The organism is Mesorhizobium sp. Cs1321R2N1 (assembly GCF_037179725.1).
GTDB classification, from domain to species: Bacteria; Pseudomonadota; Alphaproteobacteria; order Rhizobiales; family Rhizobiaceae; genus Mesorhizobium; species Mesorhizobium salmacidum.
The window spans coordinates 1-20,655 of record NZ_JAPYKP010000104.1 but is presented as its reverse complement, the minus strand read 5'-3'; the positions used below and the strand labels follow the sequence as shown (position 1 = coordinate 20,655).

Below are 20,655 nucleotides of genomic sequence, written 5' to 3'. Positions count from 1 at the left end.
GCTGCGCCCGAAATCCGCCAAACGCCGCAAAGGCGCGGCTCCCAAACCCCGAAAAGCCTCCAAAGCAACGAAAATGGCCGCCCTCAATCCTCACAACACGCCTCCCGCAATATTGCGCAACAGGCCCCTTGTGGGAGAAGGTGGCCCAGCGAAGCTCGGTCGGATGAGGGGTGCTAGGCTTCGGATCAGCCTGCAAGGAACAAATCCATGAACATTCTCGAACGTTATCACGCAATGGAATATGGCCCGGCGCCGGAAGCTCGTAATGAGGCGGACGCCTGGCTCGCGGCGCGCGATTTCGGCAAGGCGCTGTTCATCGGCGGCGATTGGAAGGCGGCGAGCGGCGGCAAGACCTTCGACACCAGCGAACCATCTTCCGGCAAGCTGCTGGCCAAAGTCTCCGACGCCAATGCCGCCGACATCGACGCGGCGGTCGCGGCGGCCACCAAGGCGCTGCCGAAATGGAGCGCCAGCACCGGCTACCAGCGCGCGAAAGTGCTCTACGCCATCGGCCGCGCCATGCAGCGCCACCAGCGGCTGTTCGCGGTGCTTGAGACAATCGACAACGGCAAGCCGATCCGCGAAAGCCGCGACATCGACGTGCCGCTGGCGATCCGCCATTTTATCCATCATGCCGGCTGGGCGCAGGCGCTGGACCGGGATTTTCCCGGCCACAAGGGTGTCGGCGTCGTCGGCCAGATCATCCCGTGGAACTTTCCGCTGCTGATGCTGGCCTGGAAGATCGCGCCGGCGCTTGCGGCGGGCTGTACCGTGGTGCTGAAGCCCGCCGAATTCACGCCACTCACCGCCATCTTGTTCGCCGAGATATGCGAACGCGCCGGTGTGCCGAAGGGCGTCGTCAATATCGTCCAGGGCGGTCCGGAAGCCGGTGCTGCGATCGTCAATCACCCCGGCATCCAGAAGATCGCCTTCACCGGCTCGTCCGAGGTCGGCAAGATCATCCGCAAGGCCACGGCGGGCTCGGGCAAAAAACTGTCGCTGGAGCTCGGCGGCAAATCGGCCTTCATCGTCTTCGAGGACGCCGATCTCGACAGCGCCGTGGAAGGGCTGGTCGACGGCATCTGGTTCAATCAGGGCCAGGTCTGCTGCGCCGGTTCGCGCCTGCTGGTGCAGGAAGGCATCGCCGACGCCTTGTTCGCCAAGGTCAAGGTCAGGATGAGCCGACTGCGTGTCGGCAGCCCGCTCGACAAGAACACCGATATCGGCCCCCTGGTCGACCTGACCCAGCTCGAACGCGTCAAGGGACTGATCGCCGAGGGCGCCAGGCAGGGCGCCGTCTGCTGGCAGCCGGATGCAACGCTGCCGTCGTCGGGTTACTATCACCTGCCGACGCTCGCTACTGGCGTTTCGCCGGCTAATATCCTGGCGCAGGAAGAAGTGTTCGGGCCTGTGCTCGCCACCATGACCTTCCGCAACACCGAGGAAGCGATCGAGCTCGCCAACAACACGCGCTATGGCCTGGCGGCCTCGGTGTGGAGCGAGAACGTCAATCTTGCCCTCCATGTGGCGCCGCAGCTGAAGGCCGGCGTGGTCTGGGTCAACGGCACCAACATGTTCGACGCCGCCTGCGGCTTCGGCGGCTATCGCGAAAGCGGCTTCGGCCGCGAAGGCGGGCGCGAGGGCATGTTCGAATATCTCGCGGCGAAACTGCCGCTCGGCCCGGTCATCAAACCGGCGACATCCTCCGCGCAGCCCGTCGAGCAGGCCGATGGCGTGGCAATCGACCGCACGGCAAAGCTGTTCATTGGCGGCAAGCAAGTGCGCCCCGACGGCAATTACTCGATTGCCGTCGCGACGGCCAAGGGCAAACTCGCCGGCGAAGTCGGGCTCGGCAGCCGCAAGGATATCCGCGATGCGGTTTCGGCCGCCCGCGCCTGTAAGAGCTGGCCGGAGGCGACCGCCTACAACAGGTCCCAGGTGCTTTATTACCTGGCCGAGAACCTTTCCGGCCGCGCAAGCGAGTTTGCCGCCCGCCTCACCGAACTGACCGGGGCCAATGCCAAGGCCGCGCGCGACGAGGTGGAGCTCTCGATCGAACGGCTGTTTCTCTATGCCGGCCTCGCCGACAAGTTCGAGGGCCGCGTCCACCAGCCGCCGGCCCGAGCCGTGACGCTGGCGCTGCATGAGCCGGTCGGCGTCGTCGGCATCGTCGCGCCGGACAATCAGCCCCTGCTCGGCTTCATCTCACTGGTCGCGCCGGCGCTGGCCATGGGCAACACGGTGATCGCCGTGCCTTCGGAGCGATATCCGCTGCTCGCCACCGATCTCTATCAGGTCATCGAATATTCCGACGTGCCGGCCGGCGCCATCAACATCGTAACCGGCCGCAGCGCCGAACTTGCCGGCGTGCTGGCCAAGCACGACGACGTCGACGGGCTCTGGCTGTTCACCGACGCCGAGACCTGCGCCAAGGCGGAAGCCGACTCCATCGGCAACCTCAAGCGCGTCTGGAGCGGCAATGGCCGCAGCCTCGACTGGGCCTCGGAAGACGCCGCCGGCGATGCCTTGCTGCGCCACGCCATCGAGGTGAAGAATGTCTGGGTGCCTTACGGGGACTAAAGGCATGTCGCCCAAAAGTGCGCAGCGGTTTTGGGACAACGACATGCCTGGAGCTCTGTTGCGGTTGGTGATCGCGTTCGGGCTTGACGCCCGAACATATGTTCTTTAACGAGAAAAAACATCTTTATCAGTGAACTGGCACAGGCCGGACGATCGCGCCTGACTGGCACATGACGCCTTCGCCGGCCGCCGATAAAGGCAATTGACCCAAGCAGGCGAGGAAAAGATATGGCGGATCTGGCAGGCAAGGTCGTTGTCATCACGGCGGCGGCGCAAGGCATCGGCAAGGCAAGCGCGCTGGCCTTCGCCAAGGCCGGCGCCACCGTCCATGCCACCGACATCAACGAGACGCTGCTGGCGGAACTCGCTAAGGCCTCCGGCATCAAGACCCGCAAGGTCGACGTGCTCAACGACGAGGCGGTCAATGCCGCCTTTGCCGAGATCGGCGCCGTCGATGTGCTGTTCAACTGCGCCGGTTTCGTCCATTCGGGCTCGATCCTGGAGATGAAGGACACCGATCTCGATTTCGCCTTCAATCTCAATGTACGCGCCATGATCCGCACCATCCGGGCGGTACTGCCCGGCATGCTGGAGCGCGGCGACGGATCGATCATCAACATGGCTTCGCTCGCCAGTTCGACCAAGGGCGTGCCGAACCGCTTCGCCTATGGCGTCACCAAGGCGGCGGTCATCGGCCTGACCAAGGCGGTCGCGGCCGACTATGTCGGCAAGGGCATACGCTGCAACGCCATTTGCCCCGGCACCGTCGAAAGCCCGTCGCTGCAGGACCGCATGCACGCCCAGGGCGATTACGACGCCGCCCGCGCCGCCTTCATCGCCCGCCAGCCGATGGGCCGGCTCGGCACGCCGGAGGAGATCGCCGATCTCGCCGTCTACCTGGCCGGCGCCACCTACACATCGGGTCAGGCCTATAATATCGACGGCGGCTGGTCGATCTGAGCGCCGTCCGGGGACAACGGGAAGATCGGGTTTGACGAGGGATCGCGAAGTCTGAAAATCCCGCTCGCCGGCCGTCACAACAGGCTGTCCGCGCTTGTCGTGAAGCAGGCCGGTGGCTACGGTCCGCCGGGTTCCAGAAGGGCTGATGCCTCGGCGGAGAGTTTGTAGAACGGCCATGAGGCCGCAATCAGGAGAAGATGCATGAAACTGCTGCGCTATGGCGAGATGGGGAGCGAACGTCCCGGCCTGCTCGATGCGGATGGAACGATCCGTGATCTCTCCGCCCATGTCGCCGATATTGCCGGCACCACGCTTCATCCGGCCTCGCTGGATATGCTGTCGAAGCTCGACGCGAAGTCGCTGCCGGTGGTTTCCGGCAAGCCGCGCCTTGGCGCCTGCGTTGCCGGCACCGGCAAGTTCATCTGCATCGGCCTCAACTATTCCGACCATGCCGCGGAAACCGGCGCCACCGTGCCGCCTGAGCCGATCATCTTCATGAAGGCAAGCTCGGCCATCGTCGGCCCCGACGACGACGTGCTGATCCCGCGTGGTTCCGAGAAGACCGACTGGGAAGTCGAGCTCGGCGTGATCATCGGCAGAAAAGCCAAATATGTCAGCGAAGCCGATGCGCTCGACTACGTCGCCGGCTATTGCGTCGCGCACGACGTGTCGGAACGCGCCTTCCAGGCCGAGCGCCAGGGCCAGTGGACGAAGGGCAAGAGCTGCGACACGTTCGGCCCGACCGGCCCGTGGCTGGTGACCAAGGACGAAGTGGCCGACCCGCACAACCTCAAAATGTGGCTGACGGTCAACGGCAAGACGATGCAGAACGGCTCGACCAGGACCATGGTCTATGGCGTTGCCTATCTCGTCTCCTATCTCAGCCAGTTCATGTCGCTGCATCCCGGCGACATTATTTCAACAGGCACCCCGCCCGGCGTCGGCCTCGGCATGAAGCCGCCAGTGTTCTTGAAGGCGGGTGACGTGGTGGAGCTGGGTATCGAGGGGCTCGGCCAGCAGAAGCAGACGTTCAAGGCCGACATTTAAGCGCGCCCTTCCCTTCTCCCCCTGTGGGAGAAGGTGGATCGGCGCGCAGCGCCGAGACGGTTGAGGGGTGGGTGACGGAATGCCGTCGGTGCCAAGCTGGAGCACCCCTCATCCGGCCGCTTCGCGGCCACCGCCCTGGGCGAGTCACGGGCCTCGCCCGCCCTTCGGGCCCCACAGGGGGAGAAGGAAGAAGTACCGGCGCGTCCTACTTCAGCACCCTCCCATCCGGCCCAAACCGATACGTCTTCGCCGCATCGGGCGTCGCATAGAGCGTGGCGCCGGGTTCCGCGTCGTAGACGCCGAAAATCCGTACGGTGATCAGGCCGGCCTTCTCGCAATCCAGATAAAGATTGGTGTCGGCGCCGAGATGCTCGGCATGGACGACAGTGCCCTTCCAGGCGCCTGACTTGGGATCGACGGTCAGATGCTCCGGCCGCACGCCGATGGTCTTGGCCGTCTCGCCGAGCCGGGCGCCGTCGACGAAATTCATCTTTGGCGAACCGATGAAGCCGGCGACGAACTCGTTTGCCGGCGAATTGTAGAGCTCCATCGGGCCGCCGATCTGCTCGATTTTTCCGGCGTTGAGTACGACGATCTTGTCGGCCAGCGTCATCGCCTCGACCTGGTCGTGGGTGACGTAGATCATCGTCGCCTTGAGCCGGCGATGCAGCTGCGCGATTTCCAGCCGCGTGTTGACGCGCAGTGCCGCGTCGAGGTTCGACAGCGGCTCGTCGAACAGGAACAGCTTTGGCTCGCGCACCACGGCGCGGCCGATGGCGACGCGCTGGCGCTGGCCGCCGGAGAGCTCCGCCGGCCGCCTTTCGAGATAGGGCTCCAGCGACAGCATGGACGAGGCGACGCCGATGCGGCGATCGATCTCCGCCGCCGGCGTGTTCGCCTGCTTGAGGCCGAGGCCCATATTGTTCTTCACCGTCAGATGCGGATAAAGCGCATAGGTCTGGAACACCATGGCGATGCCGCGTTTTGCCGGCGGCGTGACGGAGACGTCGTCGCCATCGATCAGCACCCGGCCAGAGGTCGAATCCTCCAGCCCGGCGATGACGCGGAGCAAGGTCGACTTGCCGCAGCCCGAAGGGCCGACGAAGACGACGAACTCGCCATCCGTCACTTCTAGGTCGATGCCCTTCAGCACCTCGACCGGCCCAAAGGCCTTCTTCACGTTCTCGATCTTCAGCGAGCCCACGGCAGTCCTCCAAATTGATGCGTGGGCGCGAAAGCACCCCCCTCTGGCCTGCCGGCCATCTCCCCCTCAAGGAGGGAGATTGGCAGCGTCGACCCAGCCTTTCTTCTTGCAATGTTGGTGATTGGCGAAGGCAACCGAGACAGTCGATCTCCCCCGTTGAGGGGGAGATGTCCGGTAGGACAGAGGGGGGCGCCGTAGAGCGCTGACGACGGCAGCCTGGTCACAGTCGCACCGCCTTGCCGCTGCGCACGCTCTCGTCGGCGGCAAGGCAGACGGCGAGCGACCGCACCGCGTCGTCCATGTGTCTGGTGAGATCGATGTCCTCGCGGATTGCCTTGAGGACAAAAGCCTGTTCGAGATCGCAGAGATCCTGATGACCGGGTTCGCCTTCCATCGACAGCATCTCGTCCGGCCTGGCGAATTTGCCGTCCGGCCCGGTTTCAGCGCTGTGCAGACGGATGGTCGAAGTCTTGGTGTGGGTGTCGATATCGTCGGACCTCACGCCCTCCTTCATGACGATCGACACGCAGCCCTTGGGCGACATGACATCCTTCACGAAGAAGGCCGTCTCGGAAATCATCGGACCCCAGCCGGCCTCGTACCAGCCGACCGAGCCGTCATCGAACAGCACCTGCAGATGGCCGTAATTGTACATGGAGGGCGCCACCTCGTCGGTCAGCCGCACGCCCATGCCGCGCACCTCGATTGGCTTGGCGTCGGTGATCTGCAGCATGACGTCGAGATAGTGCACGCCGCAATCGACGATCGGCGATGTCGTCCGCATCAACTGCTTGTGCGTTTCCCAGGTATGGCCCGAGGATTGCTGATTGAGGTTCATGCGAAAGACGTAGGGACCGCCGAGCTTGCGCGCCTCGGCGATCAATCGGATCCAGGACGGGTGATGGCGCAGGATGTAGCCGATCACCAGTTTCTTGCCATTGGCCTTGGCTGCGGCGACGACGCGCTTGGCGTCCGCCACCGTCGTTGCCAGCGGCTTTTCGACGAAGACATGGCAGCCGGCCTCGAACGCCTTTACCGCATAGTCGGCGTGGCTGTCGGAATAGGTGGCGATGCAGGCGACGTCGGGTTTTTCCTCGCGTAGCGCGTCGTCGAAGGAACGCCTGATGCCATAGCCGGACAGCCCTCCAGGCAACGGCACGTCGGAGCGATTGACCAGCGCCGCGATCTGAAAACCCGGATGGGTGTGATAGGCCAGCGCATGGCTGCGGCCCATATTGCCGAGGCCGGCGACGATTACTCGCAGGGGATTTGGGACGCGAAGGGGTGATTCTGAACTCACTTGACGGCTCCGGAAGTAATGCCGCGGATCAGCTGCCGCGAGAAGATGACGTAGAGGATCAGCACCGGCAGGATCGCCAGCGAGAGCGCGGCCAGGATGGCGTTCCAGTTGGTGACGAATTGGCCGAGGAAAAGCTGGGCGCCGAGCGTCACCGTCTTGGTCTCTTCCGACGGCGCCAGGATCAGCGGGAACCACAGATCGTTCCAGATCGGGATCATGGTGAAGACGGCGACCGTCGCCATCGACGGCCGCACCAGCGGTACCACCAGGCGGAAGAAGATGGTGTATTCGGACAGGCCGTCGATGCGGCCGGCATTCTTCAGGTCGTCGGAGACCTGCTTCATGAATTCGGACAGGATGAAGACGGCCAGCGGCAGGCCTTGCGCGGTGTAGACCAGGACCAGCGCGGTCAGCGTGTTGACCAGCCCGCTCGCCACCATCAATTGCAGGATGGCGACGGTGGCGAGGCGGATCGGGATCATGATGCCGAGCGCCAGGTAAAGCCCCATCAGCGTGTTGCCGCGAAAGCGGTACTCCGACAGCGCGAACGCCGCCATGGCGCCGAACAGCAGCACGAAGAACAGCGAGCCGACGGTGACGACGAGACTGTTCTGGAAATAATGGACGAAGTCGCCCTGGCCGATCACCGTGGTGTAGCCGATCATGTCGAAAGTTTTCGGCGTCGGCGGCGTCAGCGGCGCGCCGAAGATGCCCGCGCGCGACTTGAACGAATTCACGATGACCAGAACCACGGGGAAAAGCGCTATCGCCGTGTAGGTCAGCAGGATCGCGTGGGCGCCGATGGTGCGGGGCAGTGAACGGGTGGCGATGCTCATTGGAAAAACTCCCAAGCGCACAGAGAGGCTGGTTCCAAGGCGCCCCCCTCTGGCCTGCCGGCCATCTCCCCCTCAAGGGGGGAGATCGGCAGCGTTGGCCTTGCCGCCCACTTTGCAACGTTGGCGATTGGCGAAAGCAGTAGTGACATCTGATCTCCCCCCCAGGGGGGGAGATGGCCGGCAGGCCAGAGGGGGGTGTTCAGCCGTGACATCTCCGCCCTCAGAACTGGTAGCGACGCAGGCGCGTCTGGATGAGGAAGAGGTAGACGCAGACACCGCCGAGGATGATCAGGAACATGATCGTGGCGATGGTCGCGCCCATGTTGGGGTCGCCGACCTGCAGCTGGAAACCGAAGAAGGCGCGGTAGAGGAAGGTGCCGAGAATATCGGTCGAATAGTTCGGCCCGGCGAGCGCGCCCTGTGCGGTGTAGATCAGGTCGAAGGCGTTGAAATTGCCGACGAAGGTGAGGATCGAGATGATGCCTATCGAGGGCAGGATCAGCGGCAGCTTGATCTTCCAGAACTGCGACAAGCCGGTGATGCCATCGCATTCGGCCGCCTCGATCACCTCTTCGGGGATCGACAGCAAGGCGGCATAGATCAGCATCATCGGAATGCCGATGAACTGCCACACCGAGATCAGGCTGAGCGCGGTCAGCGCGTATTGCTCCTTGCCGAGCCACGGCGTGAACAGGCTTTTCAGGCCGACGAAGTCGAGCAGATGCGGCGCCACGCCCCACAGCGGCGACAGGATCAATTTCCAGGCGAAGCCGACGATGACGAAGGACAGGATGGTCGGCACGAAGATCGCCGTGCGGTAGAAGGCCGAGAACCGCAGCTTCGGGCTGGACAGGATGGCGGCCAAAAGCACGCCGACCGGGTTCTGCACCAGCATGTGGATGATGAAGAACCAGACATTGTTGCGCAGCGCGTTCCAGAAATTCACCGACCAGTTGGGGTCGCCGAACAGGGCGCGGAAATTGTCCAGGCCGACGAAGACCTGGGACTGGTCGACGTTGCGGAACAGCGAAAGCTGCAGCGTGCCGGCCAGCGGCAGGATCATGATCGCCGTATAGACCAGCACCGCCGGCGCCAGGAAGACGGCGATATGCCAGCGGAACGGTCTTTTCGGTCGTGTTTGTGCGGCCATGAGTTCGGTCCCCGCCGTCTCTCGGTTCCAGACGATGTGATGCTAGATGATGTCTCGATGCATGGCCCAACCTTGCCCGGCGCGGCAAGACAAAGGCCTGCGACTGATCAGCTAGCCTTCCCCCAACAAGAGCAGGGTAAAGCCGTGAGGCAGAGCCGACAATCGCAATATGGAACAGGATAATCCGGAACCGGCCGGGCATGCGCCCAGCCGACTCCGTTGCTGAGCCCTTACTTGGCCGGCTTATACCAGCTGTCGAGGCCGGTCTGCAGCTTCTTGGCCGCGGCTTCGGGCGTATCGGTGCCGTTGATGACGTTGGCCGATTCAACCCAGGTCTCGTTTTCGAGGTTCGGCGTGCCGCGCGACAGGATCTGGTAAGTCGAGCGGATCGTCGACTTGCACTTGCCGCGCCAGGAGACGAATTCCTGCGCCAGCGGGTCCTGCATCTTCACCGGTGCGGAGTTCAGGCTGAAGAAGCCCGGCAGCGCGTTGGCGTAGATGGTGGCGAAATCCGGCGAGGCCACCCAGGACAGGAAGGTCTTGGCCGCGTCCGCATGCTTGGAGGCTGCGTTCAGGCCCATGCCGATATCGGTATGGTCGGAGATGTAGCAGGTGTCGCCTGCCTTCTCGACCGGCGGCGGGAAGGCGCCCATCTTGAATTGGGCCTGCGTGTTGAACAGGCCGATTTCCCACGAGCCGGCCGGGTAGATGGCGGCGCGGCCGAGCGTGAACAGGTTCTGGCTGTCCGGATAGGTCTGGGCTTCGAAGCCGTCGCCGAGATATGGCTTCCACTTGGCCAGTTCCTCGTAAGGAGCGACCCAGTCCTTGTCGGTCAGCTTCTGATCGCCCTTGATCAGCGCCGCGCGGCCGTCCTCGCCCTTCCAGTAGTTGGGGCCGATGTTCTGGTAGCCCATGGTCGCGGCTTCCCAGAGGTCCTTGGTGCCCATCGCCATCGGGATGTAGGTGCCGTCGGCCTTGATCTTGTCGAGCGCGGCGAAGAACTCGTCGCGAGTCTGAGGCACCTTGATGCCGAGCTTATCGAAGGCGTCCTTGTTGTAGATGAAGCCGTGGATGACGGACGCCATCGGCACGCAGAAGCTCGCCTTGCCGTCATCGGTCTGCCAGGCGGACTTGGCGACGGGCGAGAAGTTTTCCATGCCGGGCAGCGCCGAGAGATCGGCAAGGTTACCCTTCTTGAACAGTTCGAGCGACTTGTCGAAGGGGCGGCAGGTGATCAGGTCGCCCGCCGAACCGGCGGCGAGCTTGGCGCCGAGAGCGGCGTCATATTCGGTCGGAGCCGACGGGGCGAACACCACCTTGATGCCGGGGTTCTTGGCTTCGAAGGCCGGGATCAGCTTGTCCTTCCAGATGGCAAGGTCGTCGCCGCGCCAGCTTTCGATGTTGAGCGTTACGTCCTCGGCGTGAGCCAACCCGGCGGAGCCGAGAATGCTGGTGCCCAGAAGCAGTGCCGTCAGTAGTTTCGTTGTCATGCTCAGTCTCCCTGTTGACCTTTTTCAGGTTCGGTTTTGATGAGAACCTAGGCTTTGGAGCCCTTGTTCCCCTCGATCGCGGAAAGGGCTGGCCGCAGCTTATGGCCTGTCCGTTCCAGTATCTTCTGCGCCGCGTCGGCGCTGTCGGCGCCGGCGGCGAGCAGAATGGCGGTCTTGACCGCGCCACCGCTCTTTTCGAGCAGGCTGGCGGCCTCTTCGTGGCCGCGGCCGGTGACGGCGGCGACGATGCGCGTCGCGCGGTCGCGCAGCTTCATGTTGTCGGCGTTGAGGTTCACCATGTAGCCGTCATGGACATGGCCAAGATGAATGGCGGTCAGCGTCGAGAGCATGTTGAGCGCGATTTTCTGCGCCGTGCCGGCGCCCATGCGGGTCGAGCCGGCGATGACTTCCGGCGGTGTTTCGAGCAGGATGGCGGTGTCGGCCTGCCGGAGCAGAGCCGAGCCCCTGTTGTTGGCAATGCCGATGGTGGCGGCACCCCGGCGCCGCGCATCCTCGATTGCGCGCACCGCATAGGGCGTCGTGCCGCTGGCGGAAAGAGCGATCAGGCAATCGCCCGCGCCGATGCCGGCATTGGCGACCGCGGTCGACGCCTCCTCGGCATCATCCTCGGGCCCGCCGGCCAGTGTCCTGAAGGCTTCGTCGCCGCCGGCGATCAGGATGGCGATGCGGTCGCGCTGGATGCCGAACGTGCCGGGCAGTTCCAGCGCGTCGGCCAGCGCCATCAGGCCGGAGCTGCCGGCCGCGGCATAAGCAAGCTTGCCGCCGCTGCTCAGGCAGCCGGCAATGATCTCGGCTGCCCTGGCGATGGAGGGAATGGCGTTGCGGACCGTCTTCGCGGCCTCGACCTGCGCATCGGCCAGCGAGCCGAGGATCGCTTCGGGAGCCTGGATATCCAGCCCCTCGGCATTCCCATGCAGCGCTTCGGTGCGCGTTCCGGCCATCCCAGTTCCTCCTATCCACAAAACAATACCAAAAAAATACCACTTGTCCACACGCATTAATGAATTCGCGGACAGGAAATCGCCGAACCGACGGATTGCGCAGTTTTCTCAATCAAATACGGCTCAATTTTTTTGAAACGGAAATTAACCCTTGGCTATTGGTATTTTATTGGTATTATCCTGCTGGAGGAGAAGTCGTGTGAAATTCGTGCTCGGCATCGATGGCGGCGGCACCAGCTGCAGGGCCGCACTGGCTACAGTGGACGGCGTTGTCGTCGGCCGCGCCAAAAGCGGCGCCGCCAACATCCGCACCGACCTCACCGGCGCCCGCTCGAACATCGTCGATGCGGCGCGGCAGGCTTTCATCGCCGCCGGGCAAGATCCCGAGCTAATCCCGCAAACACCGGCCATTCTCGGCCTTGCCGGCGCCAATGTCGGAACCTATCGGCAGCAGCTCGAAGCGATCCTGCCGTTCAGCACCAGCCGTGTCGAGACCGACGCGGAAATCGCGCTCGAAGGCGCGGTCGGTTCGGGTGACGGCGCGATGGCGATCCTTGGCACCGGCACAGCCTATATGGCGCGCAAGAACGGCAAATCGCGCGCCATCGGCGGCTGGGGGTTCCAGGTCGGCGACCAGGGCAGCGGCGCCCGCATCGGCCGCGACCTCCTGGAACAGACATTGCTCGCGCATGACGGCGTGCGCCAGGCCTCGCCGCTGACCGACAGCATGATGGCCGTTTTCCGCAACAATCCCGAGGACGTGGTCGAATTCACCACCAACGCCAAGCCCGGCGATTTCGGCGGCTTCGCGCCGAAAGTGTTCGAACACGCGCAAAAAGGCGACATCGTCGCCAACTGGATCCTCGACAAGGCGGTCGCCGATGTCGAGGCCTCGCTCGGCGCGCTCGACCTCGCGGCCGGAGCGCCGCTCTGCCTGCTCGGCGGGCTGGCGCCGCTCTATGCGCCGCGCCTGTCGGCGCGCTACCGTGCCCTGCTGAAGGAACCGCTCGACGACGCGCTTGGCGGCGCGGTGCAGATGGCGGCGCGTCTGTTCGCCAGGCCGGAGGCTGCACGATGAGCGATGCCGCCGACCAGATCTTCGCCGCGCTCAAACAATCCTCGCAAAGCGGTGCGCCGCTTTATCTGCAGCTGCGCAAAAGCATCGAGGACGCCGTCAATCGCGGCCTGATCGGCCCGGGCGACGCGCTGCCTTCCGAGCGCGACATCGCCACCAAGGCCGACATTTCGCGCGTCACCGTGCGCAAGGCGGTGCAGGACCTGGTCAAGGGCGGCATATTGGTGCAGCGGCACGGCTCCGGCACCTTCGTGGCGCCGCGCATGGAACGCGTCGAACAATCGCTGTCGCGGCTGACCTCCTTCACCGAGGACATGGCGCGGCGCGGCATGGCCGTGCGCTCGGCTTGGCTCGACCGCGGCCTCTACGCGCCGTCGCCCGACGAGATGATGGTGCTCGGCCTGTCGTCGAACGAACTGGTGGCGCGCGTGGCGCGCCTGCGCATCGCCAACGATACGCCGCTGGCGATCGAACGCGCCTCGCTGTCGGCCAGCGTGCTGCCCTACCCGGCCGGCATTGGCTCCTCGCTCTACGCGGCACTGGAACTGACCGGCAACCGGCCGGTGCGCGCCGTGCAGCGCATCTCCGCCGCCAATCTCGGCGATGGCGACGCGCGCCTGCTCGAAGTGCCGCCAGGCATTGCCGGCCTGCACATCGAGCGTATTTCTTATCTGGCGAGCGGCAAGGTGATCGAGTTCACCCGCTCCATCTACCGGGGCGACGCCTATGATTTCGTCGCCGAACTGCGGCTGACAGGGCCAAGCGAAGAGGGCCGACCATGATTGCCAACACCACTCATATGCAGCGCGAGATCGAAGAGATCCCGCAGGCCGTCGCCCGCCTGCTCGACGGCTCGGGAGCGGTGCTGGCCGAAGCGGGGCGCGGCATCAGGGAACGCGACCCGCATTTCGTCGTCACCGTGGCACGCGGCTCGTCCGACCATGCCGCCACCTTCATGAAATATGCCGTCGAGCTGACCGCGGGCCTTGCCGTCGCCTCGGTCGGGCCCTCCATCGCCTCGATCTACGGCCGCAAGCTGCGGCTCGGCGGCTCGGCCTGCCTGGCGATCTCGCAATCGGGCAAGAGCCCCGACATCGTCGCCATGGCCGAAACCGCCCGGGCCGGCGGCGCGCTGACCATCGCCGTAACCAACACCGCCGATTCGCCGCTCGCACGGGCCTCGGATTTCGCCATCGACATCCTGGCCGGCCCCGAGCGCAGCGTCGCGGCAACCAAGACCTTCATCAACTCCGCCGTTGCCGGGCTCGCCCTGATGGCGCATTCCACCGGCGACGAAGCGCTTCTCGCGGCACTGGCCCGCCTGCCCGAGCACTTCGGCAAGGCGATCGCCTGCGACTGGATGAGCGTGCTGGCCGAAACGATCGAGAAGCAGAAGTCGCTGTTCATTCTCGGCCGTGGCCCGTCGGCGGCGATGGCCAACGAAGCGGCGCTGAAGTTCAAGGAGACCTGCGGCATGCATGCCGAGGCCTACAGCGCGGCCGAAGTCATGCACGGCCCGCTGGCGCTGATCGGCCCCGACTTTCCGGTGCTGGCGCTGGCCGCGCGCGACGCATCCGAGCCATCCGTCGCCGAAGCCGCCGACAGCCTGGCGGCCAAGGGCGCGCCGGTGTTCGTCACCTCGGCACTCGCCAATCGTGCAACGCGCCTGCCGCATGTCGCCACCGGTCACCCGCTGACCGATCCGCTGACGCTGATCGTCTCCTTCTACATGTTCGTCGAGGCCTTTGCCCGCCATCGCGGCCTCGACCCGGACGCACCACGCAACCTTCGCAAAGTGACGGAGACCGTATGAGCGATCGTTTTGCCCTGACCGGCGCCCGCATTTTCGACGGCGACGACTGGCATGAAGGCGCAGCACTTGTCGTGCGCGACGGCCTCGTCGAAGCCATGCTGCCGCAAGGTGCACTTCCCGGGGATATCCGCGCCATCGACACCGGTGGCATGCTGGTGCCTGGCTTTGTCGATATCCAGGTCAATGGCGGCGGCGGGGTGATGCTCAACGACCATCCCGACGTCGCCTCGATCGAAACCATCTGCCGCGCGCACGCGCCGTTCGGCACGACGGCGCTGCTGCCGACGCTGATCACCGACACGCCCGCAATCACCGCCGCCGCGATCGCCGCCGGCGAAGCGGCAGCGCTGCAGAAAGTGCCGGGTTTTCTCGGCCTGCATCTGGAAGGTCCGCATCTGTCGATCGCCCGTAAGGGCGCTCACGATCCGGCGCTGATCCGGCCGATGACGGACGCCGACCAGGCCATGCTGATCGCGGCGCGCGACAAGTTGCCGGTGCTGCTGACCACGATCGCGCCGGAATCCGTCGACGCGGCCCGCGTCAGGGCGTTGGCCAAGGCCGGGATCATCGTCAGCCTCGGCCATTCTGACACAGGCCATGCCACGGCAAAAGCCTTCGCCGAGGCCGGCGCCAGCGTCGTTACCCACCTCTTCAACGCGATGAGCCAGATCGGCAATCGCGAGCCCGGACTGGCGGGCGCGGCCGTCGACATTGGTACCTTGTCGGCCGGCCTGATCGCCGACGGCATCCATGTCCATCCGGCCACGATCAGGATCGCGCTCGATGCCAAGCAGGGACCGGGCAGGATCGTGCTGGTCACCGACGCGATGGCGACCATCGGCACCGATATGAGCTCGTTCACGCTCAACGGCCGCACCATCTACCGCAAGGACGGGAGCCTCAGGCTTGCCGACGGCACGCTGGCTGGCGCCGACCTCGACATGATCTCTGCAATCCGGTTCATGCACCGCACCGTTGGGCTCGAGCTGTCCGAAGCCCTGCGCATGGCCTCGCTCTATCCGGCGCAGGCGATCGGCCAGTCGCACCGGCTTGGCCGCTTCGCCAATGGCACGGCGGCGGACATCGTTGCGCTGTCGGACGATCTTGGCATAGGAAGCGTCTGGATCGGCGGCGACAAGGTGTTCGAGGCTGTCGCTCCCCGCTGAGAGCGAGGCCATGCGGACAATCGATTGTGTCGTCGCCGGAGCAGGTGTCGTCGGCCTTGCAGTCGCCAGGGCGCTTGCCTTTTCGGGCCGCGAGGTGGTGGTGATCGAAAAGGCCGACGCGATTGGCACCGTCACCAGTTCACGCAATTCGGAAGTCATCCATGCCGGGCTCCATTATGCGCCTGGCAGCCTCAAGGCCCGGCTCTGCGTCGAAGGCCGCCGGCTTCTCTACGCCTACTGCGCCGAACATGATATCGGCCATCGCCGCACCGGCAAGCTGATCGTCGCCAGCGAGCCAGGCCAGGCGGGCGGGTTGCGGGCGATCGAGGCCAATGCGAAACGCTGCGGGGTCGACGATCTCCAGCTTTTGACACGCGGCGAGGCCGAGCGCCTGGAACCGGCGCTGACCTGTGCCTCCGCGTTGCTGTCGCCATCGACCGGCATCATAGACAGCCATGCGCTGATGTTGTCGCTGCGCGGCGACGCCGAAGCGGCCGGCGCGTCCTTTGCGTTCCTCACTTGCGTTGCCGGAGCGGCGATCGAAGCCGACGCGATCCGGATCGACACGCGCGATGCCAATGGCGAGACCTTCGCCTTGGAGGCCGGCGCTTTCGTCAACGCCACGGGCCTCGACGCGCAGGCGGTGGCCAGCCGGATCGACGGTTTCCCAAGGGGGCTCGTCCCCCGGCAGTGGCTGGCGCGCGGCAATTATTTCGCGCTTCCGGGGCGGTCGCCGTTTTCGCGCCTGATCTATCCGGTTCCGGTCGAAGGCGGCCTCGGCATCCACCTGACGCTCGACCTCGCCGGCAATGCGCGCTTTGGCCCCGACGTCGAATGGATCGACGGCGTGGATTACACGGTCGACCCCGGCCGAAGCGCTGTCTTCCACGAGGCGATCCGCCGCTATTGGCCTGACCTTGCGGGTGACACGCTGCAGCCGGCCTATGCCGGCATCAGGCCGAAGCTGTCCGGCCCGGGTCAAGCTTCAGCCGATTTCATGATCCAGGGTCCAGCCGATCATGGCGCGAGCCAGATCGTCAATCTGTTCGGCATCGAGAGCCCCGGCCTGACGGCGAGCCTGGCGATCGCCGACCATATCGTCGGACTCTTGTACCCGACCTGAACCGGCACGTCGCGCCGGGCCGGAGCGGGATATCTGCTTAGCCGACTTTGGTTGAGGCGTAGAGATCCTTGTAGCTGTCGCGAAGCAAGTTCTTCTGCACCTTGCCCATCGTGTTGCGCGGCAGTTCGTCGACGAAGATCACCCGTTTCGGGTGCTTGTACTTCGCCATACGGCCGGTGATGGCGTCGAGGATTTCGGCCGCGGTGATCCGCGACGCGGGCGAGCGCACGACGACAGCTGTGACGCCTTCGCCGAAGTCCGGATGGGCAAGGCCGATGACAGCGCTCTCCAGGACGCCGTCGAGCGCGTCGATCTCGCTTTCGAGCTCCTTCGGATAGACGTTGTAACCGCCTGAAATAATCAGGTCCTTGCCGCGACCGACGATGTGGACATAGCCGTCGGCATCAATCATGCCGAGATCACCGGTGATGAAGAAGCCGTCGGCGCGGAATTCCGCCCTGGTCTTTTCCGGCATGCGCCAGTAGCCGCCGAACACGTTGGGACCCTTGACTTCGATCATGCCGACCTCGCCCTGGCCAAGAGGCTTGCCGGAATCGGGATCGGCGATGCGCAGCGCTACGCCAGGCAAGGGGAAGCCGACCGTGCCGGCGCGCCGCTCGCCCTCATAGGGGTTGGAAGTGTTCATGTTGGTCTCGGTCATGCCATAGCGCTCGAGGATGGCGTGGCCGGTACGCTCGCTCCAGGCCTTGTGCGTTTCGGCCAGCAGAGGCGCGGAACCGGATACGAACAGCCGGATGTTTTTCGCCACCTTGCGATCCAGCCCCTCCTGTTGCAGCAGCCTGGTGTAGAAGGTCGGTACGCCCATCAGTGCGGTGGCGCGCGGCAGCAGCGAGACGACGCGACCCGCATCGAATTTCTGCTCGAACAGCATCGAGGCGCCGGCCATCAGGACGACATTGGTGGCGACGAACAGGCCGTGCGTATGGAAGATCGGCAGCGCGTGGATCAGCACGTCGTCCCTGGTGAAGCGCCATTGCTCGACCAGGACCCGCGCGTTCGAGGCGAGGTTCTCGTGGCTGAGCATGGCGCCTTTCGAGCGGCCGGTCGTTCCCGACGTGTAGAGGATCGCCGCAAGGTCGTCGCCGCCGCGCTCGACATCGTGGAAATCGGAGGACTGGCGCGACGCCTGGTCCGCAAGGGATCCCCGGCCATTGCGGTCGAGCGTGACCACCACGGCACCGGACGGCTCGACCATCCCACGGATATCCGCCGATCGTGCCGGATCGCAGACGATGACCCGGGGTGCCGCATCGTCGAAGAAATAGCCGAGTTCGGCCAGCGTGTAGGCGGTGTTGAGCGGCAGGAAGACGGCGCCGGCGCGCACACAGGCGAGATAGAGCATAACCATCTCCGGGCTCTTCTCGACCTGCACGGCAACCCGGTCGCCGGGCGCGACGTCCATCTGGAGGAGCGCATGCGCGAATTGCGCCGACCGTGCCAGCATGTCGCCATAGGTGAGCGAGCGTCCATCATCGGTTTCCATCAACAGATGCCCAGGCGCTGGCATCCGGGACTGGAATGCTTCGAACAGATGATTGCTCATGAAATCTTCCTGGGTGGGGTGACGGCAATGTCGACGCCGGCCGTGGGTCGGCACGCGGCGAAGCGTTCGCGTTTCCTGGCCCGGCCGTCAAGCCGCAAACGGCTGCCCGGCGTCCACCGAAAAAATTAAGAGATGGGACAGCAGAGCGCGCAGCCGTCAACGGTGGGCGCGCTGGCCCGGACCGGCGGCGACCTGTGGCGCTTCGCCTTGCTTGAAGCGTTCCATGCACATGGCGGCGGTCAGCTGGTAGTGATCGATCAGGGCCTGGACGGCGCCATCCGCGTTTCCGTCCAGCGCATTTTCGGCAATCAGCCGGTGTTCGGCGAAATCGTCGCGCTGGACGCTCTCGCCGTCATTGGCCATCTGCCGATAGCGATAGGCGTGATCGGAAAGCTGGTCGCAGAACCCCACCAGCCAGTGCGACCGGCAGGCCGAGATCAGCACCCGATGGAAAGTGCGATGCAATTTCTCCCAGTCCGGATTGAGCGACGAGGTACTTTGCGGCGAAAGCCGTGAGGCGCGCCCAAGGCGATGCAGCGCCAGCACCAATTGTTCTTCCCATTCGGCGGTGCGGTGGGCGATCGATTCGCGCAACGCCCGCTCCTCGAGCCAGCAGCGGGTGCGCGTCAGCTCCTCGAGTTCGGCCGCACTGACCGGCATGATGAAGAAGCCACGCTGGTCGTGGCGGCCGAGGAGGCCTTCCGAGGCAAGACGATTGAGAGCTTCGCGAACCGGAGAGGCACCGGCGCCATATTTGGAAACGACCCATTCGACGCGCAGCTTGCTTTCGGCTTCCAGAGCGCCGCCGAGAAGATCATCACGCAATTGATGATAGACCGTGCTGGCAAGCGTACTCTTGGCGCCCGTGCCGTCGTCGTTCAGATTGGCAGCTCCATATGTCAAAGCGACTCCTTGTCCCCAACTGTCGTGTTGTGCAATTCGAGTCAGAAATTCCCCTTCTATACATGTACCATACAGCGCCACGCTTCCGCCGCTCAAGCAGAAGATCGCGCTATTGTACTTTAGAACAAAGAAATATACCCAATCGGCGCGCCGATCGCGGGAATTCGAATATCTCTACAACCAGCAGAACCTTAACGGGTTTTGTATGCACGCATGGGCATCTGTTTCTTGTGTCCCCATGCGAGCATCTTTTCTGCCGCGCGCAAAGGCAGTCGCGGTTTGGTCGGTTCAGGCCTTCTGCACGGATTTGATCCGGCCCGGACGCTGAGGGGCCACTCTCGGCACCACGTTCTTGGCCGACCGAAATTTAAAACCGGTCGATCGGCTGCGTTAGCCGGCGGCCTTGTCGGCCGCGGTCCTGATCGCCTCGATGTTGGCGCGGTACGCTTCGACGCCGCCGCCCCTGAAGATGGCGGCACCGGCCACCAGCACGTCGGCGCCGGCAGATGTGACCAGCGGCGCGGTTTCCGACGAGACGCCGCCGTCGATCTCGATGCGGATCGGCCGGTCGCCGATCAATGCCTTGACCCTTTTCACCTTGTCGACCATTGCCGGGATGAAGGCCTGCCCGCCGAAACCCGGATTGACGGTCATGATCAGGATCAGGTCGAGCCGGTCGAGCACATATTCGACGGCGCTTTCCGGCGTCGCCGGATTGAGCGAGACGCCGGCCTTCTTGCCGAGGTTCCTGATCGTCTGCAGCGAGCGGTCGAGATGCGGCCCTGCCTCGGCATGCACCGTCATGCCGTCGCAGCCGGCCTCGGCGAAGGCGGCGAGATAGGGATCGGCGGGCGCGATCATCAGGTGGCAGTCGAAAAAGGCCTTGGTGCGGTTGCGGATCGCCTTGATGACAGGCGGGCCGAAGGTGATGTTCGGCACGAAATGGCCGTCCATCACGTCGAGATGGATCCAGTCGGCACCGGCCGCCGCCACCGCCTCGACCTCGTCACCGAGCTTCGAGAAATCCGATGCCAGCACCGACGGTGCGATCAAGGTTTTTTTGCTCATCTCGCGGCCTTTCCGGGCGATCTTTTCGTACGATCACCCAAATCGACTGCCTAAAGCGCTCCCGGCGACTTGTCGAGGGCGCACGTATAGTGGTTCCACCGGCAGGGGCAACGTCGCGACGTTGCCGATCCTGTTGCCGCCGCTCACCGCCTGCCCTGATCATAAAGAAAACCCGCCGGATTGCTCCGGCGGGTTCAGACTGCTGACAAACCCCCGTCGAATTTCGGCGGGGTTTTGTTTTATGGGACTGAATGGATTTGCGATTTTGGTGTCAGGATAATTTGACAGGATGGCGCAGGAGGCACACCGGGTGGTTCTTGGGCCTCAGGCGAAGCCGGTTCTTGGCTTTGGCCACTGGCAAAGGGCGATTTTCTTGATGTTCTGCGCTGCGGCTGCAATCAGGCACTGGCAGGC

At 64.4% G+C, this 20,655-nt stretch carries 17 protein-coding genes; 8 read left to right on the top strand and 9 right to left on the bottom strand.

Annotated elements, in window-relative coordinates:
- Positions 1 to 207 precede the first annotated feature (207 nt).
- The 3 genes from O7A61_RS22580 to O7A61_RS22570 all read left to right on the top strand — a co-directional run bounded on the left by O7A61_RS22580 (position 208) and on the right by O7A61_RS22570 (position 4,587).
- A complete protein-coding gene (locus O7A61_RS22580; RefSeq protein ID WP_337131687.1) occupies positions 208 to 2,580 on the top strand; it encodes an aldehyde dehydrogenase family protein in 2,373 nt (790 codons plus the stop codon).
- A gap of 228 nt (positions 2,581 to 2,808) precedes the next feature.
- The gene (locus O7A61_RS22575; protein WP_140772948.1) at positions 2,809 to 3,540 is read left to right on the top strand and encodes an SDR family oxidoreductase; all 732 of its coding nucleotides are present in this window, start codon (positions 2,809 to 2,811) and stop codon (positions 3,538 to 3,540) included.
- A gap of 201 nt (positions 3,541 to 3,741) precedes the next feature.
- On the top strand, positions 3,742 to 4,587 hold the full coding sequence (locus O7A61_RS22570) for a fumarylacetoacetate hydrolase family protein (protein WP_337131686.1): 846 nt from the start codon (positions 3,742 to 3,744) through the stop codon (positions 4,585 to 4,587).
- Between the two features lie 205 nt (positions 4,588 to 4,792).
- Here O7A61_RS22570 and O7A61_RS22565 read toward each other — a convergent pair whose 3' ends face one another.
- The 6 genes from O7A61_RS22565 to O7A61_RS22540 all read right to left on the bottom strand — a co-directional run bounded on the left by O7A61_RS22565 (position 4,793) and on the right by O7A61_RS22540 (position 11,529).
- Entirely contained in the window at positions 4,793 to 5,791 is a 999-nt protein-coding gene (locus O7A61_RS22565; protein ID WP_337131685.1) for an ABC transporter ATP-binding protein, read from the bottom strand.
- A 220-nt stretch (positions 5,792 to 6,011) separates the two neighbouring features.
- Positions 6,012 to 7,091: a Gfo/Idh/MocA family protein gene (locus O7A61_RS22560; RefSeq protein ID WP_337131684.1), complete on the bottom strand. Its 1,080-nt coding sequence runs from the start codon at positions 7,089 to 7,091 to the stop codon at positions 6,012 to 6,014.
- Positions 7,088 to 7,927 carry a carbohydrate ABC transporter permease gene (locus O7A61_RS22555; protein ID WP_337131683.1) on the bottom strand — a complete coding sequence of 280 codons (840 nt, stop codon included), beginning with the start codon at positions 7,925 to 7,927 and terminating at the stop codon, positions 7,088 to 7,090. Before O7A61_RS22555 ends, O7A61_RS22560 begins: the two co-directional genes overlap by 4 nt.
- 220 nt (positions 7,928 to 8,147) lie before the next feature.
- Complete coding sequence (locus O7A61_RS22550) at positions 8,148 to 9,077, bottom strand: carbohydrate ABC transporter permease (protein ID WP_337104828.1); 930 nt, start codon at positions 9,075 to 9,077, stop codon at positions 8,148 to 8,150.
- Between the two features lie 230 nt (positions 9,078 to 9,307).
- The gene (locus O7A61_RS22545; RefSeq protein ID WP_337131682.1) at positions 9,308 to 10,567 is read right to left on the bottom strand and encodes an ABC transporter substrate-binding protein; all 1,260 of its coding nucleotides are present in this window, start codon (positions 10,565 to 10,567) and stop codon (positions 9,308 to 9,310) included.
- A 47-nt stretch (positions 10,568 to 10,614) separates the two neighbouring features.
- Positions 10,615 to 11,529, bottom strand: coding sequence for an N-acetylmuramic acid 6-phosphate etherase (locus tag O7A61_RS22540; protein ID WP_337131681.1), 915 nt, complete (start codon positions 11,527 to 11,529; stop codon positions 10,615 to 10,617).
- Between the two features lie 199 nt (positions 11,530 to 11,728).
- On the opposite strand from O7A61_RS22540, the gene O7A61_RS22535 reads away from it, so the two are divergent.
- From O7A61_RS22535 to O7A61_RS22515, 5 genes are read left to right on the top strand one after another with little or no spacing between them, the layout of a single operon-like run.
- Positions 11,729 to 12,607, top strand: a complete 879-nt coding sequence (locus O7A61_RS22535; protein WP_337131679.1) for an N-acetylglucosamine kinase — start codon at positions 11,729 to 11,731, stop codon at positions 12,605 to 12,607.
- Positions 12,604 to 13,386: a GntR family transcriptional regulator gene (locus O7A61_RS22530; RefSeq protein WP_337131678.1), complete on the top strand. Its 783-nt coding sequence runs from the start codon at positions 12,604 to 12,606 to the stop codon at positions 13,384 to 13,386. Before O7A61_RS22535 ends, O7A61_RS22530 begins: the two co-directional genes overlap by 4 nt.
- A complete protein-coding gene (locus O7A61_RS22525; protein WP_337131677.1) occupies positions 13,383 to 14,417 on the top strand; it encodes an SIS domain-containing protein in 1,035 nt (344 codons plus the stop codon). The genes O7A61_RS22530 and O7A61_RS22525 overlap by 4 nt, the downstream gene beginning before the upstream one ends.
- The gene (gene nagA / locus O7A61_RS22520; protein WP_337131676.1) at positions 14,414 to 15,583 is read left to right on the top strand and encodes an N-acetylglucosamine-6-phosphate deacetylase; all 1,170 of its coding nucleotides are present in this window, start codon (positions 14,414 to 14,416) and stop codon (positions 15,581 to 15,583) included. The genes O7A61_RS22525 and nagA overlap by 4 nt, the downstream gene beginning before the upstream one ends.
- Before the next feature lie 10 nt (positions 15,584 to 15,593).
- A complete protein-coding gene (locus O7A61_RS22515; protein WP_337131675.1) occupies positions 15,594 to 16,706 on the top strand; it encodes an NAD(P)/FAD-dependent oxidoreductase in 1,113 nt (370 codons plus the stop codon).
- A 37-nt stretch (positions 16,707 to 16,743) separates the two neighbouring features.
- Here the strand turns inward: O7A61_RS22515 and O7A61_RS22510 are convergent, their stop codons facing one another.
- The 3 genes from O7A61_RS22510 to rpe form a co-directional block, all read right to left on the bottom strand.
- Positions 16,744 to 18,270, bottom strand: a complete 1,527-nt coding sequence (locus O7A61_RS22510) for a malonate--CoA ligase (protein ID WP_337131674.1) — start codon at positions 18,268 to 18,270, stop codon at positions 16,744 to 16,746.
- A gap of 156 nt (positions 18,271 to 18,426) precedes the next feature.
- Positions 18,427 to 19,173, bottom strand: a complete 747-nt coding sequence (locus tag O7A61_RS22505; RefSeq protein WP_337131673.1) for a GntR family transcriptional regulator — start codon at positions 19,171 to 19,173, stop codon at positions 18,427 to 18,429.
- Between the two features lie 390 nt (positions 19,174 to 19,563).
- On the bottom strand, positions 19,564 to 20,241 hold the full coding sequence (gene rpe / locus O7A61_RS22500; RefSeq protein WP_337104836.1) for a ribulose-phosphate 3-epimerase: 678 nt from the start codon (positions 20,239 to 20,241) through the stop codon (positions 19,564 to 19,566).
- Positions 20,242 to 20,655: the final 414 nt, after the last annotated feature.

Bases quoted from the DNA above. Each gene is read 5' to 3' on its own strand.
- O7A61_RS22540 (WP_337131681.1), bottom strand. From the start codon at position 11,529: ATGGCCGGAACGCGCACCGAAGCGCTGCATGGGAATGCCGAGGGGCTG.
- O7A61_RS22530 (WP_337131678.1), top strand. From the start codon at position 12,604: ATGAGCGATGCCGCCGACCAGATCTTCGCCGCGCTCAAACAATCCTCG.
- O7A61_RS22545 (WP_337131682.1), bottom strand. From the start codon at position 10,567: ATGACAACGAAACTACTGACGGCACTGCTTCTGGGCACCAGCATTCTC.
- O7A61_RS22515 (WP_337131675.1), top strand. From the start codon at position 15,594: ATGCGGACAATCGATTGTGTCGTCGCCGGAGCAGGTGTCGTCGGCCTT.
- O7A61_RS22550 (WP_337104828.1), bottom strand. From the start codon at position 9,077: ATGGCCGCACAAACACGACCGAAAAGACCGTTCCGCTGGCATATCGCC.
- O7A61_RS22525 (WP_337131677.1), top strand. From the start codon at position 13,383: ATGATTGCCAACACCACTCATATGCAGCGCGAGATCGAAGAGATCCCG.
- O7A61_RS22555 (WP_337131683.1), bottom strand. From the start codon at position 7,927: ATGAGCATCGCCACCCGTTCACTGCCCCGCACCATCGGCGCCCACGCG.
- nagA (WP_337131676.1), top strand. From the start codon at position 14,414: ATGAGCGATCGTTTTGCCCTGACCGGCGCCCGCATTTTCGACGGCGAC.
- O7A61_RS22510 (WP_337131674.1), bottom strand. From the start codon at position 18,270: ATGAGCAATCATCTGTTCGAAGCATTCCAGTCCCGGATGCCAGCGCCT.
- O7A61_RS22575 (WP_140772948.1), top strand. From the start codon at position 2,809: ATGGCGGATCTGGCAGGCAAGGTCGTTGTCATCACGGCGGCGGCGCAA.
- O7A61_RS22570 (WP_337131686.1), top strand. From the start codon at position 3,742: ATGAAACTGCTGCGCTATGGCGAGATGGGGAGCGAACGTCCCGGCCTG.
- rpe (WP_337104836.1), bottom strand. From the start codon at position 20,241: ATGAGCAAAAAAACCTTGATCGCACCGTCGGTGCTGGCATCGGATTTC.
- O7A61_RS22580 (WP_337131687.1), top strand. From the start codon at position 208: ATGAACATTCTCGAACGTTATCACGCAATGGAATATGGCCCGGCGCCG.